This window comes from Hymenobacter psychrotolerans DSM 18569 (genome assembly GCF_900142395.1).
Classification (GTDB): domain Bacteria; phylum Bacteroidota; class Bacteroidia; order Cytophagales; family Hymenobacteraceae; genus Hymenobacter; species Hymenobacter psychrotolerans.
The window spans coordinates 101420-115997 of the sequence record NZ_FRAS01000013.1 but is presented as its reverse complement, the minus strand read 5'-3'; the positions used below and the strand labels follow the sequence as shown (position 1 = coordinate 115997).

Annotated in this window: 16 protein-coding genes; all 16 read right to left on the bottom strand. The window is 62.0% G+C overall.

Annotation, left to right across the window (positions count from 1 at the left end; translation table 11 throughout):
- Positions 1-81 precede the first annotated feature (81 nt).
- Positions 82-270 (bottom strand): hypothetical protein, encoded by a 189-nt coding sequence (locus tag BUE15_RS21605; RefSeq protein WP_139252276.1) that lies wholly within the window; start codon positions 268-270, stop codon positions 82-84.
- 126 nt (positions 271-396) lie between these two features.
- Positions 397-1548: a conjugative transposon protein TraN gene (traN, locus tag BUE15_RS12980; RefSeq protein WP_073285666.1), complete on the bottom strand. Its 1152-nt coding sequence runs from the start codon at positions 1546-1548 to the stop codon at positions 397-399.
- Between the two features lie 6 nt (positions 1549-1554).
- The gene (gene traM / locus BUE15_RS12975; RefSeq protein ID WP_073285663.1) at positions 1555-2751 is read right to left on the bottom strand and encodes a conjugative transposon protein TraM; all 1197 of its coding nucleotides are present in this window, start codon (positions 2749-2751) and stop codon (positions 1555-1557) included.
- A 10-nt stretch (positions 2752-2761) separates the two neighbouring features.
- Positions 2762-3376, bottom strand: coding sequence for a conjugative transposon protein TraK (gene traK, locus BUE15_RS12970; protein WP_073285660.1), 615 nt, complete (start codon positions 3374-3376; stop codon positions 2762-2764).
- Between the two features lie 39 nt (positions 3377-3415).
- Positions 3416-4504, bottom strand: a complete 1089-nt coding sequence (locus BUE15_RS12965) for a TraJ family protein (protein WP_073285658.1) — start codon at positions 4502-4504, stop codon at positions 3416-3418.
- 30 nt (positions 4505-4534) lie between these two features.
- Positions 4535-4864: a DUF3876 domain-containing protein gene (locus BUE15_RS12960; protein WP_073285657.1), complete on the bottom strand. Its 330-nt coding sequence runs from the start codon at positions 4862-4864 to the stop codon at positions 4535-4537.
- Positions 4865-4900: 36 nt separating this feature from the next.
- Positions 4901-5542, bottom strand: a complete 642-nt coding sequence (locus BUE15_RS12955) for a hypothetical protein (protein ID WP_139252275.1) — start codon at positions 5540-5542, stop codon at positions 4901-4903.
- A gap of 30 nt (positions 5543-5572) precedes the next feature.
- Complete coding sequence (locus BUE15_RS12950; protein ID WP_073285651.1) at positions 5573-6220, bottom strand: hypothetical protein; 648 nt, start codon at positions 6218-6220, stop codon at positions 5573-5575.
- 32 nt (positions 6221-6252) lie between these two features.
- On the bottom strand, positions 6253-8739 hold the full coding sequence (locus BUE15_RS12945) for a TraG family conjugative transposon ATPase (RefSeq protein ID WP_073285648.1): 2487 nt from the start codon (positions 8737-8739) through the stop codon (positions 6253-6255).
- Positions 8740-8766: 27 nt separating this feature from the next.
- Positions 8767-9099, bottom strand: coding sequence for a DUF4133 domain-containing protein (locus tag BUE15_RS12940; RefSeq protein ID WP_073285645.1), 333 nt, complete (start codon positions 9097-9099; stop codon positions 8767-8769).
- Positions 9100-9109: 10 nt separating this feature from the next.
- The gene (locus BUE15_RS12935) at positions 9110-9427 is read right to left on the bottom strand and encodes a DUF4134 domain-containing protein (RefSeq protein WP_073285643.1); all 318 of its coding nucleotides are present in this window, start codon (positions 9425-9427) and stop codon (positions 9110-9112) included.
- 44 nt (positions 9428-9471) lie between these two features.
- Entirely contained in the window at positions 9472-10281 is an 810-nt protein-coding gene (locus BUE15_RS12930) for a hypothetical protein (RefSeq protein WP_073285640.1), read from the bottom strand.
- Between the two features lie 359 nt (positions 10282-10640).
- Positions 10641-10943, bottom strand: coding sequence for a hypothetical protein (locus tag BUE15_RS12925; RefSeq protein WP_073285637.1), 303 nt, complete (start codon positions 10941-10943; stop codon positions 10641-10643).
- Between the two features lie 98 nt (positions 10944-11041).
- Positions 11042-11803 (bottom strand): LytR/AlgR family response regulator transcription factor, encoded by a 762-nt coding sequence (locus BUE15_RS12920; RefSeq protein WP_073285634.1) that lies wholly within the window; start codon positions 11801-11803, stop codon positions 11042-11044.
- Positions 11804-11837: 34 nt separating this feature from the next.
- On the bottom strand, positions 11838-13673 hold the full coding sequence (locus BUE15_RS12915; protein WP_073285632.1) for a sensor histidine kinase: 1836 nt from the start codon (positions 13671-13673) through the stop codon (positions 11838-11840).
- 202 nt (positions 13674-13875) lie between these two features.
- On the bottom strand, positions 13876-14568 hold the full coding sequence (locus tag BUE15_RS21980) for a hypothetical protein (RefSeq protein ID WP_073285629.1): 693 nt from the start codon (positions 14566-14568) through the stop codon (positions 13876-13878).
- Positions 14569-14578: the final 10 nt, after the last annotated feature.

The following is a 14578-nucleotide window of genomic DNA, read 5'->3' as shown; positions in this document are numbered from 1 at the left end:
TACCTAAATGCAAAACACCCTCCCGCTACCTTTCCAAGGCAACACGAGGGTGTTCAGGAAATATCAACCCAAGTGGAGCTGCTAGTGGTTGTAAGGGTCGTAGCGGTCCTGTGGGCTACGGGAAGCCCGGTGCATGACGGAGCTGGAAAGGCGGAAGAACTTGTAGCCGAAATACAGCAGCAGGCCCCAGGTGGCCACCTGGGCTCCCCAACTTGGCGCCCAGGATGAATAGAGAAAGATAACTAAGGCGATAAGCAGCAGAATACGCATAACAGTAGGGATGAAAGTGAGTACCGAGCCGGTCGTTCGCCCTGTTTCCTCTACTAGGTAAACGAAATGATACTGGTTTGGTGCACGCAACGATGCCAATAAGCAAGGCACGTAGGAGAATTAAGGCTACCGGAAGCCGCGGGCGCGGAGCAGGTCGCTGTTGGAAAGCTTGAGCGTAATATTGCGCCCGCCCCCTTTCTCGTACACCTCGACGACCAGGTTTTTCTGGTCGGGGATAGTGAATTTCTTGAAAACAAATACCTGCTGGAGCTTTCCGTCGGCTTCAATCTTTTTCAGGTTGCCGTTGTAGACATAGGTGGGCGTGAGCTCAATGGCCTGTTCGGCCGTGCGCTTGGCTATCTTCTTGTCCTGGATGTAGAACTTGACGAAATCCACGTCATACGTCACATTGGAGCGGTTGCGCAGGTGGAGCGGGAAAAACAAAGTTTCCTGCTGGTAGCCCACGCTGCCCGCGCGCACGCTGAGCTGGTTTTTCGTGTCGCTGGCCGCCGAGCCGCCGCGCGCCAGGGCCTGCTTAGAATAGGCATCCAGGTTGCCCTGGGGAATGGGCGTGTTCGACAGGATGGCCTCGCTGCCACTGCCGGCCTGGGCAGTGGAGCTGGTCATCGTGCTCAGGTCCAGACTTAGCACCTTGGGGTCGTGCTGGTAGTTGACAACGAACATGTACAGCTTGCCCCCGGAGGTAAGCACGGTCATGTTGGTTTCGGTCAGGTGGTTGCTGGCCGCTTTCACGCGCACAATGTTGTCGGCGCCCGTGGCCTTGGCGGCCAGAATGCCCGAGTTACCCAGGTCGACGTAGGTGACCGGGTAGGGAAACACAAGGTGGGTAGTTTTCTGGTCCGAGACGTAGAGCGGGAGCACGGGCAGCTTGGCCGGGCCCGCGCTGGCTGCGCCCAGGTCCAGGCCCAGCTGGCGCGGGTTGCGCTGGTAGCCCACCACGAAGGAGTAGAGCTTGCCGCTGGCCGTGAGCACGGTCATGTTGGTTTCGCTGAAGCCGCTGCCGGCCGCCTTGACCCGCACGATGTTTTCGGAGCCCGTAGCCTTGGCCGCAATCAGCCCGGCGCTGCCCAAATCAACATATGTGACCGGGGACGGGAAAACCAGGTGGGTGGTTTTTTGCTCCGACACGAACAGCGGATACGTCGCGAGCTTCGCCGGCGCTGCGGGCTGGGTGCTGGCCAGCGTCGTGGATTGGGCGAGGGCGGGCGCCACGGCCAGGCTGAGGGGCAGGGTGCAGAGGGCAAGGGCGATTCTCATAGTAGCTTATTTATCAATCTTCAACATGACCTGGTAGCCAGCTTTCAGGCGCACTTTGACCAGGCGGATTTTCTTCTGGCCGAGGCCCTTGACGGCGGTAACCGCGACGCCGGCCGCGGCCAGGGTGGGGTCGGCGCTCATGGTGATGGCATCGGCGGCGTTCAGCCCGTCGGCGCCGGCCTGCTTGGCCGCGTCCCGGGTAATGGCGCCCGGGATGTGCAGGCCTTCCAGGCCGTCCACGTCGTAGACTTCGAGGGCCACCGGAAAGACCCGATTGCCGGTTTTCAGCGTTTCGATGCTGATGTTCAGCCGCTCCCCGGCCAGGCTGCACTTGCCGTAGATGAAGGTGTTAGCCGGTAGGGTGCGGCCATTGACCACGGCCGATTCCGTCAGACGCATTTTCACCAGCGAGCCGCTGACGACTTCCTGCGATTCGTGAATGACGGCCGGCAAAGTGTTGGCATCTTCGGTAGCCGCATGGCCGTCATCCAAACCGGTAAACGAGGCCGTGCGCCGTCTGCCCGTGCCGCCCCCGCCCAGCCGGGAAACGACGGCATCCTCATCGACCACATTAGCCCGGGTGCGGGCTTTTTTCCTGGCTTTGGCCACCGCCGGCGCGGTCGGGCGGGCTACCCCTCCCCCACCGCTGTTGCTTTGCGCCAGCAGCTGGGCCATCTGCAGCTGGGCGTCCTTCTCGGCCAGCTCCCGCTCGTGCTGGCTACGCATCAGCTCCAGCTGCTCCTGGGGCGTGAGGGCGCCGGGGGCCGCTGCTGGGTCGGCCGCAGCGCCGGGTGTGGTTCCTCCATTCAATTGGGCCTGCTGGGCGGCAATGAGCTGCTGCTGGGCTTCCACCACGGACTTGTCCACCGACCCGTTAGGCCCGGGCTTGCCATCGGCGCCGATGGAGTACGACAGACCCGAGCCGGCCGCCGTATCGAGACGGGCATCGACCAGGCCCCGGTTGCGCAGGGTATCCACTGGGCTGGCGTAGGCTTCGAGCTTGCTGGCGGTGATGGAGCCTTTTTCGGCCGTGGGCAGGGTGGTATTGAAGCCGGACGGCACGTTCTGGGCCTCGGCGGGCGCGCCCTGCCCGCCGCCGCCCAGGTAGAACATGACGGCCAGAAAGGGGACGCCCACCACCGGCAGGAAGGTGGCCATCTTGCGGGTGCGCAGAAATTGCGCGTCGTGCGGTTTGGTTTCCATCGGGTGGGGCTTAGCGGGGCTGGGTGCTGAGGTCTTCGTTGCGCAGAACCCGCCAGTTTTCCATCAGGAAGCCGTGCGGGTTATTCTCCGAGCGCGTCACGTCGCGCAGGGAGCATTCCGAGAGGAAGTTGCGGGTGGTCACCGAGGTGGCCCGGATAACGCGCTGGTGGCCGTAGCACCGCGCCACCAACGGGCGTGAGTTGGTTATCACTACGCTGTCCACACTCATTTCCAGGCTGATGTTGGCGGCAATCAGGTCGTTGTAAAAGCCCTTCTCCTTGAAGTTCTCGTATTGCCGCTTCGCAGAATTGTCGGCCAGGTACAGCGCCTTGTTCACGTTGCTGTCGATGGCTTTCTGATCGGGGTCCAGGGTGAAAAACAGCTCGTGGAACCGTGTAATGTGGGCGCGGGCCTCCACCGGCCGGTTGGCCCGCGCATCCCGGGCGCCGGCCGTAAGCAGCTGCCCGCCTTCCAGCACGTAGATGCGATTGGCGGCCGCGGTGGTCGTCTGAAACGCGAAGTAGGCAATGGCGCCGGCCAGCACCAGCACCGCCACGATGAAGAGCAGGGCCAGCGTTTTGACCTGTTGGAAGGCGGAGTCGATGGTTTTCAGGGATGCGAACATGGCTGGAAAGGACTAGTGGGAGGATGGAGAGCGGGCCACTCAGCTTTTGCGGCTGAATCGTTCGCGCAAGGCCATGCCGGCCCGGTGGCCAAGCTCCTCACTGCGCGACATGTTTTGGGTGGTAGCCCAGCCGGCTGCGCCCTGAGCTACACCCGCGCTGGTCCGAAGGCCGGCCCCGCTGGCTGCGCCCGCAATGGCGGCCGTGGTGGCCGTGGTGGTGGTGATAAACGAAGTGGCCGCGCTGCCCACACCCGAGCCATCAATCAGCATATCTGCCGCCTTGGGGACACAGATGTACCCGACGATGGCCAGCACGAGCATACACAGATAGGCAATGTCAGCCGATTCCACGCTTCCGCCGGCGCTGAGCTGCCGGATATTCTCGTTGAGCATTGTTACCTGGACGTGGGCCAGCACCGCCGCATAAATGTTGGCTACCGGCACCCAGAGCGAAATCGTGAGGAAGTAGCCGAACCACTTCAGGAGGCCCCCGCCAAATCCCGGAATGATAGCAATGCCAAAAGCTAGCGGGCCGGCGACGCTGAGCAGTACCAACAGGAAAGTGGAAATGAGGCTAATGGCCAGCTTGGCGGCCAGCGCGCCCAACTCCAGAATGGATTTGGTCCACTCCCGGAAGTTCTGGCCCACGCTGTACTGGACCTGATTGAAAGCCAGACTGGCCTTGCGGCCCACGTCCAGCGCCCCGAGCTTGCCCAACTCCTTTTCGTATTCCTCATTGATTTGCATATCGGCTCTGGCTTTCGCATCGGCGGCCAGACGGTCGCGTTCTGCTGTGAGCCGGTTTACTTCAGCCAATTGCCCCATCCGGATAGCATCGGTGCCATGGGCTACGGACATGGTGATGCCGCGCAACGCACTACACAGGGGCACGAACAGCAGGATAGCCAGACCGATAGCAAACGGCCGCAGCAGAGGAAACAAGTCGATAGGCTCGGCCCGGGCAATGTTTCCCCACACCTTACTACTGATATACAACAGGGCTCCGATGCCCCCGATGGCCCGCCCCAAGTTGATAAACAGGGAGGTGAACGAGAGCATTTCGATGTAAATGGCGTCGAGCTTCTGCTCGTACACGGCCATGTTCAAATCAATTGCGGTCGGGTCCATGCGGGCAGTGTTAGAAACAGAGCGAGAGATTTACTTGGCTACTTGGGTATATTCCCCTTCCCCGGAAACCAGAAGGTGGTTTTTCTCATCTAGGTAGATGATGTCCATAGCTCCAAATCCGGTGTTGACCGTGAGCTTGTGATTGTCCTTGTCATAGGTGAGCGGGTATTCCTTTTTGCCTTCTAGCAGCGTCAGATTATCTCCACGCTCCTGGATAGTCATATGCGGCCGCTCGGGGCTATCTACTGATTGCCATTCACCCAGGAATTGGGCTGTTCCGCTGTTGGAGGAACACGAGGTGAACAGCACCATTGTCAAGACGGCAACTGCTGTGAGCAATTGATTTAGCTTGCTTTTCATCGGGTCGAAAGTGGAAGTGAAAGGAAGGGATGCCCCTTAGCGGGCAGTCATAAAAGCATTTACCGCTTCGCGGTCCCGCACCTGCTGCGCTTGGTGCTGCGCGATGGCCCGGCACTTGTTGCTGAAGTAATTCATCAAATCGTGCTGCTTGCTGATGCGGTCGGCGATGTTGTCGATGAACTCAATGCGCTCCGGGTCGGTCATCTTCGCCTTATTAGCGCTGAGCACCCCGGCCAGCTCCCCAAGGAGGGCGACGTTCTCCTGCAGGATGTTTTGGTAGACCGTAGAGGCTTCGCTGAGCTGCGCGGGCGTAAGCCGCTGGGCGCGCAGCTCTGGGATGGCACCGGCGAATTGGTTAATCATTTCGCTCTGGTGCGTATATATCTCCCGAACCCGGCGGTAGTTGCGGACCCCAGCGCTGATTTGGAGCAGGCTGCTGTACCATTGGTCGTGCAGCTGCTGGGTCTTGTCGATGATGCCCTTAATCTGGCCGCTCACCACTTTCATGTCGCCAGCCAGCTTCTTGCCCTGCCCCAGCAGGGTAGTCGACACACCCTGGTGAAAAATCTGTTTGCGCGAGCTTTGCTCGGCAACCGGAGCCGATATAACGGCTTGCGCGCAGGCTGGGCCCACCAGCAGGGTCAGGCCCAGGGCGAGCATCTTGGGTATTGCTTTCATCGGGGGAGCAGATAAGGAGTGGATAAGTAGTTAGCGGACGCCCATCAGCGCGTGAAGGGCCTGGGTGTCCTGGGCCTTCTGCTCCGCCAGGTGCATCTGCACGTAGTTGCGCTGGGTGTAGTAGTTGATAAGGCTCAACTGGTCGGAAATCTTCGCGTCCAGCTTGTCGATGAAGCGCATCCGTTCAGCATCCGTCATCTTGAGCATAGCCGGGCTGACGATGGTTTGCAGGTCCGAAACGGTGTTGGCGCCCTCCGTCAGCATTTTCGAGTACACGCTGGTCATAGTGGAAAGCTGCTCCGGCTGCACATAGGGCGACTGCCGCAGAGTTTCAATGGCCGTGGCGTAGGTCTGGATAATTTGCCCCTGCTTCTCAAACACGGACTGCACGCGCCGATACGTGCGCACCGTCGCGCTGACCTGCTGCAGTCCATCATACCAGTTCTTGGCCAGCTGCAGGTTCTTTTCCGAGAATACTTTGGTGAGTTCCTGCTCCTTCACACCGGCCTTTACCAGCACGTTGGCGGCTTTGGAAAGGCCCTTCATGGTGTTCTGCAGGCCGGTCTGCACGCCGGACTGTACTTCCAGCACCGGGGCTGTTACCACGAGTTGAGCAGAGGCCTGCGTGGCACTGAAAGAGAGTATGGCCAAGCCCAGGATGATGACTTTCGCTTTCATGGTTTTTTCCCTTTTGTTGATGGTTAACTCCCCTACCCTTCGCGCAGCTCGGCGGCGAAGAGCTTGATGGCCGTAGGCATGTCGCCGGTCTGGCGCAGCTTCTCGAACAGCCGCACTTTCTCGGTTTCCTCGGTGGTGTAGGTCACGTACTCCTCCTTCGACACCTCGATGGCGTACACCTTCGACACGATCCCACCCAGTGAGATAAACACCTCGGTGTAGCGGCCCCGCGCGGGCTGGTTGTCGCGGTTGATGCTCAGCACCAGGTCTTTTTCCTTGGGCGTGAGCGAGAGCAGGGCCTGAATCTCCTCGAAGCGGTTGATGAACTTGCGCTGGTCGAGCAGAATCTTGCAGTCGGAGTTGTTGATGATGGCGTCCTTGACAATCTCGTTGCCGATGATGTCGTCGATTTCCTGCGTGACCACGATGGCCTCGCCGAAGAACTTGCGCACCGTCTTAAAGAGGTACTTGATGTAGGCGGCCATGCCGGGCGTGGTCAGCGCCTTCCAGGCTTCCTCAATCAAGATCATCTTCCGCACTCCCTTGAGCTTGCGCATCTTGGAGATGAAAGTTTCCATGATGATGAGCGTGACCACCGGAAACAGGATGGGGTGGTCCTTGATGTTGTCCAGCTCGAAGACGATGAACGGGGCCTGCACCAAGTCCAGCTCCTTGTCGGAGTTGAGCAGGTAGTCGTACTCGCCGCCCCGGTAGTAGGGTCCGAGCACGTAGAGAAAGTTGTCGATGTCGAAGTCCTTCTCGCGCACCTTCTCCTCCTCCAGCACCCTGCGGTAGGTGCCCTTCACAAACTCGTAGAACGTGTTGAAGCTGGGCTGAATAGCCGGGTTGGCTTCGAGCATCACGTAGTACAGGCTCACGGCCGTGGAAAGCGACACGTACTCGGACTGGCTGACCGTTTCGTCGTCCTTTTTCCAGAGCGCCTGCAGCAGCGTTTTGATGCTTTCCTTCTTCTCCACGTCGAGCTTGCCCGAAATCAGGAAGGGGTTGAAGGCAATCGGGGCATCCTCCTCGTAGGTGAAGTACACCCCGCCCACCAGCTCGCAGAGACCTTTGTAGGAGTTACCCGTATCCACCAGCAGCACGTGGGCGCCCTGCTCGTAGTACTGGCGCACCATGTGGTTGGTGAAAAACGACTTGCCCGAGCCCGAGGGGCCGAGCACGAACTTGTTGCGGTTGAAGATGACCTGCCGCTTCATTGGCTCGTCGGAGATGTCCACCAGCACGGGCTTGCCGGTGAGGCGGTCGGAGAGCTTGATGCCCTTGGTGGCGCCGGTGGAGCGGTAGTTGGTTTCCGAGGCCCAGAAGCACACGGCCTGCTCAATGAAGGTGTAGAAGGTTTCCTCCGCGGGAAAGTCGCCGGCGTTGCCCGGAATGCCGCCCCAGTAGAGCGCAGCGATGTCCACGGTGTTCTGCCGGGGCTTGCAGTTCATCTGGTTGAAGGCAGCATTCACCAACTTGCGCACCTCGGTCAGCTCCTCCTCGCTGCGGCCCCAGGTCAGCACGTTGCAGTGCACGCGCACCGGCCGGCGCTTGTGGGCAATTAGCTCGTTGAGAAAGGCGTGGTAGTACTCCACGTTGATGGCGTTCTGCCGGGAGTAGAGCGAGAGGGAGTTGAGCCGGTCCTTCTTCTGCTCGAAGGTTTTCACCGTTTTCTGGGTGTTGTCCAGAAACACGTACTGATTCAGGATGTGGCTGGTACCCAGCAGCAGCCCTAGCGGGGCGGCAAACGAGATGGGGAAGTCCGAGTACTCGGTGCTGTAGGCCTCGTAGCGGATGTCGGTTTCCACCGAGGTGGGCAGGTCGTCGAGGTTGGCCACCGAGAACATCTGGCAGAACTCCTGCCCTACCTTCAGCCCGTTGGTTAAATCCAGGTCCACCTGCAGGGCCTGGTCGGACAAGTCCAGCGAGAGGTACTTTTCCAGCAGCCCGGCTTTTTCCTGGGTACCGGCCAGCTCATCCGACGTAAGCCGGTGCGAGCGGATGAACGGCGCGTTGGTAGGCCCCACCCCTTCCAGCGTGCGCACGAACTGGCCTACGCTGTCGAAGAAGCTTTCCAGCACCTTCGTGTCGAGCATGTCCTTGGGCACGATGTGGCGGCGGGCCAGCAGCCCCGAGGTGCTGCCCCAGTTGGGCCGCTCCGACGAGGTTTTGGTGATGTAGAGGTAGCAGAAGTGGTTCAGGAACGGCCGCTCGTTGAAGTGCCGCTCGTAGGCCGCAGAGAGCAGCGTACGCTCGGCCTCGAAGCCGGGCGCGTACTTGTCCTCCACGTACCAGTCCTGCTTGTGCACCACGCAGTGGTCGGGCAGCAGGCGCACGGCCTTTACGAAGGCGGCTTGCAGCTGGGCGTAGTCCTCGCGCGAGAGGGTGAAGATTTCCGGCAGCTCCAGGCGGAACGCCACCGTCACGTCCGCGTTTTTCGAGACGAGGCAATCCTTCTCTACCTTGTAGATGGGCTGCTTGGATTCCAGGGAAACGGAGGGCAGAACCTTGTTGCTCATAGGCAGGGAAAGCACCCGCCCCGGCCGCTACGCGCGGCCGGGCGGGTCCTGGTTGAGGCGTTGGAAAAGGCGGCTGTGCCGGTTGGTGATGTAGCGGGGCGAGGAGCGGCGGGCGGCGGCTTTCATCAGACCATGCTCGCCGAAGCGGCGGTTCAGGGCAAATACCCCGGCCCACATGCCGCCCCCGGCCAGGAAAGTGAGCAGCACGGTGAGTACCAGCGGCATGCCCGCCAGGTAGCAGGTCACGAACAGGGCAAACACCAGCCCGATGCCGGCTACCAGAAAGTAGATGTTGCTGCCCACCAGCCCCTTGAATTCGACGGGCTTGTTGATGCCGCGATTGAGGTCATAGACAGGCATGGCGCCGGTACTAGAGGAAGAACGAGCGCACCACCGTGGCCACGATGACCAGGAAAATCATGGAGCCAAACCACGACACGGCCGTTTTCTGGGTGTCCTGGTCGCCGGAGTTCCACTTACTGTACACCTTGATGGCGCCTACCAGGCCCAGCACCGCCCCGATGGCGTACATGAGCTTGGTGAGCGGGTCGAAGTAGCTGGTGACCTGGGTAGTGGCATCCTGGATGCCGGCCGTGCCGTTGCCGCCCCCGGTTTGGGCATAGAGCAGGTGCGAGCTAAGGAGCAGGGCCAAGATGGCCAGCGAGGTACTAAAACGCTTCTGGTTCATACGAATGGGAAAGAATGAGACGTGGGGGATGGGCCGGCCGGGCACTACAGCTCGTCGGCCCCGAAGAGGGCGGCCAACTCGGCTTGGTATTCTTCCAGGTGCTGGGCCATTTGCTCGGCCAGGCAGCTGCCCTGCAGGGCGGCCGGGGCGGGCGGATTCTGGCCCGCCTGCAGCAGGGCGATGTACTCGCTGACGGATTCGGCGGCCACCAGCCGCGGCGCGGGCCCGGCGGTGATGATGTCCAGCGGGGAGGCCACCGGCTCCTCGAATGAAGCCAGCGGCTCGTAGCTCACCGGCAGCCGCTGCTGAAGCGCGGGCTCGGCGTCGAGGAGTTCAGCGGGTTGGTCGACGGCCGCCGGCGGGTCCGCTTCGGCGTGGGCCTCGCGCCGCACCAGTTCGGCCAGGCGTTCATCGGCCTGATCAGGGGCTTCGGTCCGGGTCTGGTCCTGCGCTGTGGCTTGTTCCTCCGCCGAGGCCGAAGCAGCACCCATGGGCGTACTGTCGTCGGCACTCTGGTCCTGGCCGGTGGCCGTGGCGGTGGAGGCCGGCAACTGGCCTTCCACAATTGATTCAGTGGTAGAGGGCAGGTTCTCAGCGGCTCCCTCCTCTTCTACTGTAGCTGCTGGTGCTGCCTCGGCGGCAGCGGGTTGCGGCGACGCAAAGGCTGAGGTCGGGCGTACCAGGGCGGGCGGAGCCGTGGTGGGGGCCGGAGTGCTGCCCGCGCCGCGCTTACCGAGTGCGAGTAGCGGGGCGAGTTCGGCGCGGTAGTAGAGTAACCCGACTACCAGGTAGTAGAGCAGAACCACGACCAGCATAAACAGGCCAAACTGGCTCCAGGAATAAGCACTGAGCATCGGCAGGAATCAAGCGTGGCACCTCGGGTCGGCCGACCTGAGCGTGAACGTGCCAAACCCTCAGGTTTGACTTGTGCAAACCTATCCGGCCCCGAAACCCGATTAGTAGAAAGTTGACGAACGGTTAAAATCGGGTGGTGAGGTGCAGCGACTCTACACGAATGGAAGACCTTTCCTAGCCGTTTTCGCGCTGAATGGCCTCATCTCTGTTGCCTCCCATGGACCTGACCAGCCCCGGCACGATGTGCTCCGGGCCAAGCAGGGCCCCGTCATTCCCCCAAGCACAACAACCCACCGGAGAACAAGCCAATTGGCCCGGTCCCCGGTGGGTTGTAGCGGCCCACATAGGAGCTCACTCGTTAGAGTCGTTCGCGGATTAGTTGCCGCAGGTGGTGGATGAGTTCGGTCCTGCAGTCTTCAGTTTCCGCCACAACGGCATCCGCTGGCAGCCCGGCCGCAGTCAATGCCTCTTCAAACTCGCCCAGCCGGGCATTGGCCACATCCATGGCTTTGGAAGCGGCCAGCTTATTGAGGTTGCTGGTGAACTCATCCAGCCGGTCCGACCCCTGACTGCCGTTGCTGAGCCCGGCCTCGTTCATTGCCTCATCCAGCATGGCCTTGGAGGTTTCCAGGTGCGCGTGGCGTTCCTCGGGTGTTTTCATCGATTGGATAGAATGGCGTAGATACTAGGCCGAAGATAAACTACTGACAGTCGCCGTCCAGCCGGGCAGCAAAAAACGGGGATAGTGGTGTGGCGTGACTACCCTACCAAGTGAATGCGGCTCTTTAGCTCGTCCTTGCAGGAGCGGCTCACCGGCACGTATTCGGTACCCAGCAGCACACTACTTTCCTCATAGGCCTGCACGTGGTCCAGGTTTACTATGTGGGAGCGGTGGGTTTTGAAAAACTGGTCGGGCAGCTTTTGCTCCAGCTCCTTAAGGGTGGAGTCGAACACAAACCGCTCCCGCACCGTGTGCAGGCGCACGTAGTTTTGCAGGGCCTCAAAATAGAGAATGTCGCTGAGCAGCACCTTCACGTGACCTGAGCCCTTACGCACGAACAGGTAGTCCTTGAACTTGGGGCAGCGCTCGGCGGGGCCCAGCACCTCCGTGCCGGCGTCGGCCGTGTCCAGCACCGGCCCCACCGGCCCCGCCTGGTAGGCGTTGAAAAGGGCCAACTCAATCTGCACCCGCAGCGAATCATCGGTGAAGGGCTTGACCAGAAAGCCGTAGGGCTGGGCCAGCTTGGCCCGGTTCAGGGTGGCCGAATCGGAGCGTGCCGTCAGAAATACCACCGGCACGGCAAACTGCCGCCGCACGAGCAGCGCGGCCGCGATGCCGTCGCAGTCGCCGGCAATGTTGATGTCCATCAGCACCAGCTCCACGGGCTGGGCGGCCAGTACACTCAGCGCTTCGTCGCTGTTGTCCACGGGCGGGAGGGGCGTGTGGCCCAGCCGGGCCAAGGCGCGTTCAATCTCGGCGGCAATCAGCAGTTCGTCTTCAACAATGAGGATGGTGGCCATAGAGTGGAATAAGGGGCGAGGTGATGGGCCGGCATCAAACGCTGGCCACGACTACCTGGGTGCCCGTGGGAAGAATGGGAACGGTCGACACGCTGGCTTTTAGCTGTCGAGCTAGGGTATTCACCAACTGCAAGCCCAGCGAATGAGTTTCGGGCGCCGTTTCAGCCGCTGGTAAGCCCACCCCGTCATCCTGCACCGTAAGCCGGAAGCCGGCGGCAGTCTGTTCCAGGGCCACGTGCAGATGACCACGGTCCTGGAAGGCGTGCTTGTAGGCGTTGGTCACCAACTCATTCACCACCAGGCCCAGGGCGCTGGCTTCTTTGGGATCCATGACCAGGGGCGCCAGGCTGCTGCTCAGCTGGATGCGCTGCTGAGGCGTAGTGAGCGAGCGGTGGAGGGATTCCAGCAACTCGCCCAGGTACTCGTTCATGCGCACCTGCGAGAGGTTGTCGGCCCGGTACAGAAACTCGTGCACCAGGGCCATGCTCTGGATGCGGGCTTGCGAACTGGCCAGGGCCTGCTGCAGTACGGGGTCGGGCAGGGTGCTGCGCTGCCAGGCCAGCAGGCTGCTGACCAACTGCAGGTTGTTTTTGACGCGGTGGTGAATTTCCTGCAGCAGTACCTCCTTCTCGGCCACGGCCCGGCAGTTGGCCTGGTTGGCCAGGGCCAGCAGGGCCTTCTGCCGCCGCAGCCGCCAGTACAGGCCCCCACCCACGCCTACAGTCGTGGCAAGGCCGCCCAGCAGCAGCCACAGCGAGTGCAGCTGGGCCCGCTGGCTGCGCTGTTCAAACTCAGCCGCCTTTTTCTGCTCGGTGAGCAGCTGCACGTCGTAGCGCACCTGCAGCTGGGCCAGGGCCTGCGCCTTATTGCCGTTGAAGAGCGAATCGCGCAGATCCTCAGCCCGGGCGTCGAGCTCATCCGCACGAGCGGGACGCTTCTGGTCGGCATATGCCCAGGCAAGGCTGGAGAGGGCATCCGCTTCGTACTCGGGCATTTTCTCCGCGCGGGCCAGGGCCAAGGCCAGCTCCGCCGTGCGCTGGGCAGCCCGAGGCCGACCCTGCAGGCGATACACGCGCGCCAGCGAAAGCGCCGAGCTGGCTGCCTGCGGCTGGTAGCGGTAGCGCTGCATGATGCGCAGGGCCCGCTGCATGTTCGTGGCCGCGGCCGCCAGGCTGGCCCGCGAGCGGGGCATCAGCTTGGCATACACTTCGCCCCGAAACTGGTACACGTAACCCAGGCCCCGGGCGTCGGCCGCGCGCTGCATGTAAGGCAAAGCCCGCGTGGCGTAGTGAAGCACCGAATCGTAGCGCTGCAGCACCAGGAAGGTATTGGCCAGGTTCAGCAGCAGGCCACCCCGCTCGCGGGGCCCTACCGAGGGGGTAGCGGCCTGCTGCCGGTAAGCCTGGCGCAGGTAGCGCAGGCCACCGGCCGCATCCTTGGTATCCACGGTCACCAGGCCCAGGCACTGGGTGAAGCGCCACTGGTCGCGGGGCCGGTGCGCACGAGTGAGCTCCACGCCCTGCTGGCTGTAGTGCATGGCGGCCACGTAGTCGGCAGCCCGCTCACAGTTTACCACCAGCTGATACAAGGCGTCGGCTGCCCCTGACCAGTCAAGCCGGCGCCGGGCAAACGTTACTGCCTGCTCCCCTACCCGGCGACCTTCGGCCACATCCTGGGCAAATAGCTTATCGCTTAATGCCAACAGCGCCTGAAAGCGAACGGAGTCGGGCAGTGGGGCGTGGCGCACCAAGGCTCGTAGCGAGTCGATGGTCTGCGGCGTCTTATCGGAAGATGGCGTCCGGGTATTGGCCCGGGCGCCGGGGCTGACGAGTAGCAGGCCGAGCACGGCCCAGATAGCACCGCCCTTCACGCGGTAACGGATTGTGAGTAAGGTAATGACGGATATAAGGTTTGTGTAGACATAGCGGGGTGGTAGTAGAGCTTCTCCCCTCCCCCACCGGTAAGTGGAGCATTGGGAAAAGGCCAGAGCGGGAAACGGAACGGCCAGCTCAACCACGGAAGGTGAGCCGGCCGCTATACGTATGGAATAGCCCTGGGATACCAGTGCTGCCCTATTTTTTAGGTGCCATCATCTGGCGGATCTGCTTTTTCATCGCCTTCTGCAGCTGCGCTTCGTGCTCCTGTCGAAAGCGATTCAGAATGTTATGAATGATATCCGGGGCCGACGCGCCCCCGCCCAGGATAAAGCCGAGCTGGGTAAAATACTGCTGGTGGTCGGCCGTGATGCGCAGGGTGGTCGTCTTCTTCTCCGCCGAAGGCACGAACAGCTGCGCCAAGTCAAGCTCCCCACTCGCCGCGACCGGCGGGGCAACGGGAAACTCCTCCTCGGCTTCCTCCCCGTCTTCCTCTTCCGGCGCGCTGGCCGGAGCTGGCGAAGGCAGTGGTGTGGGGGCGGCCGCGCGCGGCTCCCCCCCTACCGGTGCCGATGCCGCTGCTGCGGGTTCTACCGCCTGAACGGGTGCCACGGGCACGGCCGCCACCTCTGGCGCAGGCGTCGCCTTTTTTCCCGCTGGTTCCTTTGCCGCAGCGGGCGGAGCAACTTCAGCCGCGGGGGGCGTCGACGGCGCGGCAGGAGTCTCCGCAACGGCAGGTGCGGATGCTTCGGCAGGCGCCGGTGCCGGCGCCGCTGGCCGGGGGGCGTCGCCCATCAGGCTGAAAGCAGCAACGCCCGAAGTAAGGGCAGCAAGTTCACGCTGGCGCCGCTCGGCCGCGGCTTCTTTGGATTCGGTGGTTTTCTTGGCCATGGGAGCGGGC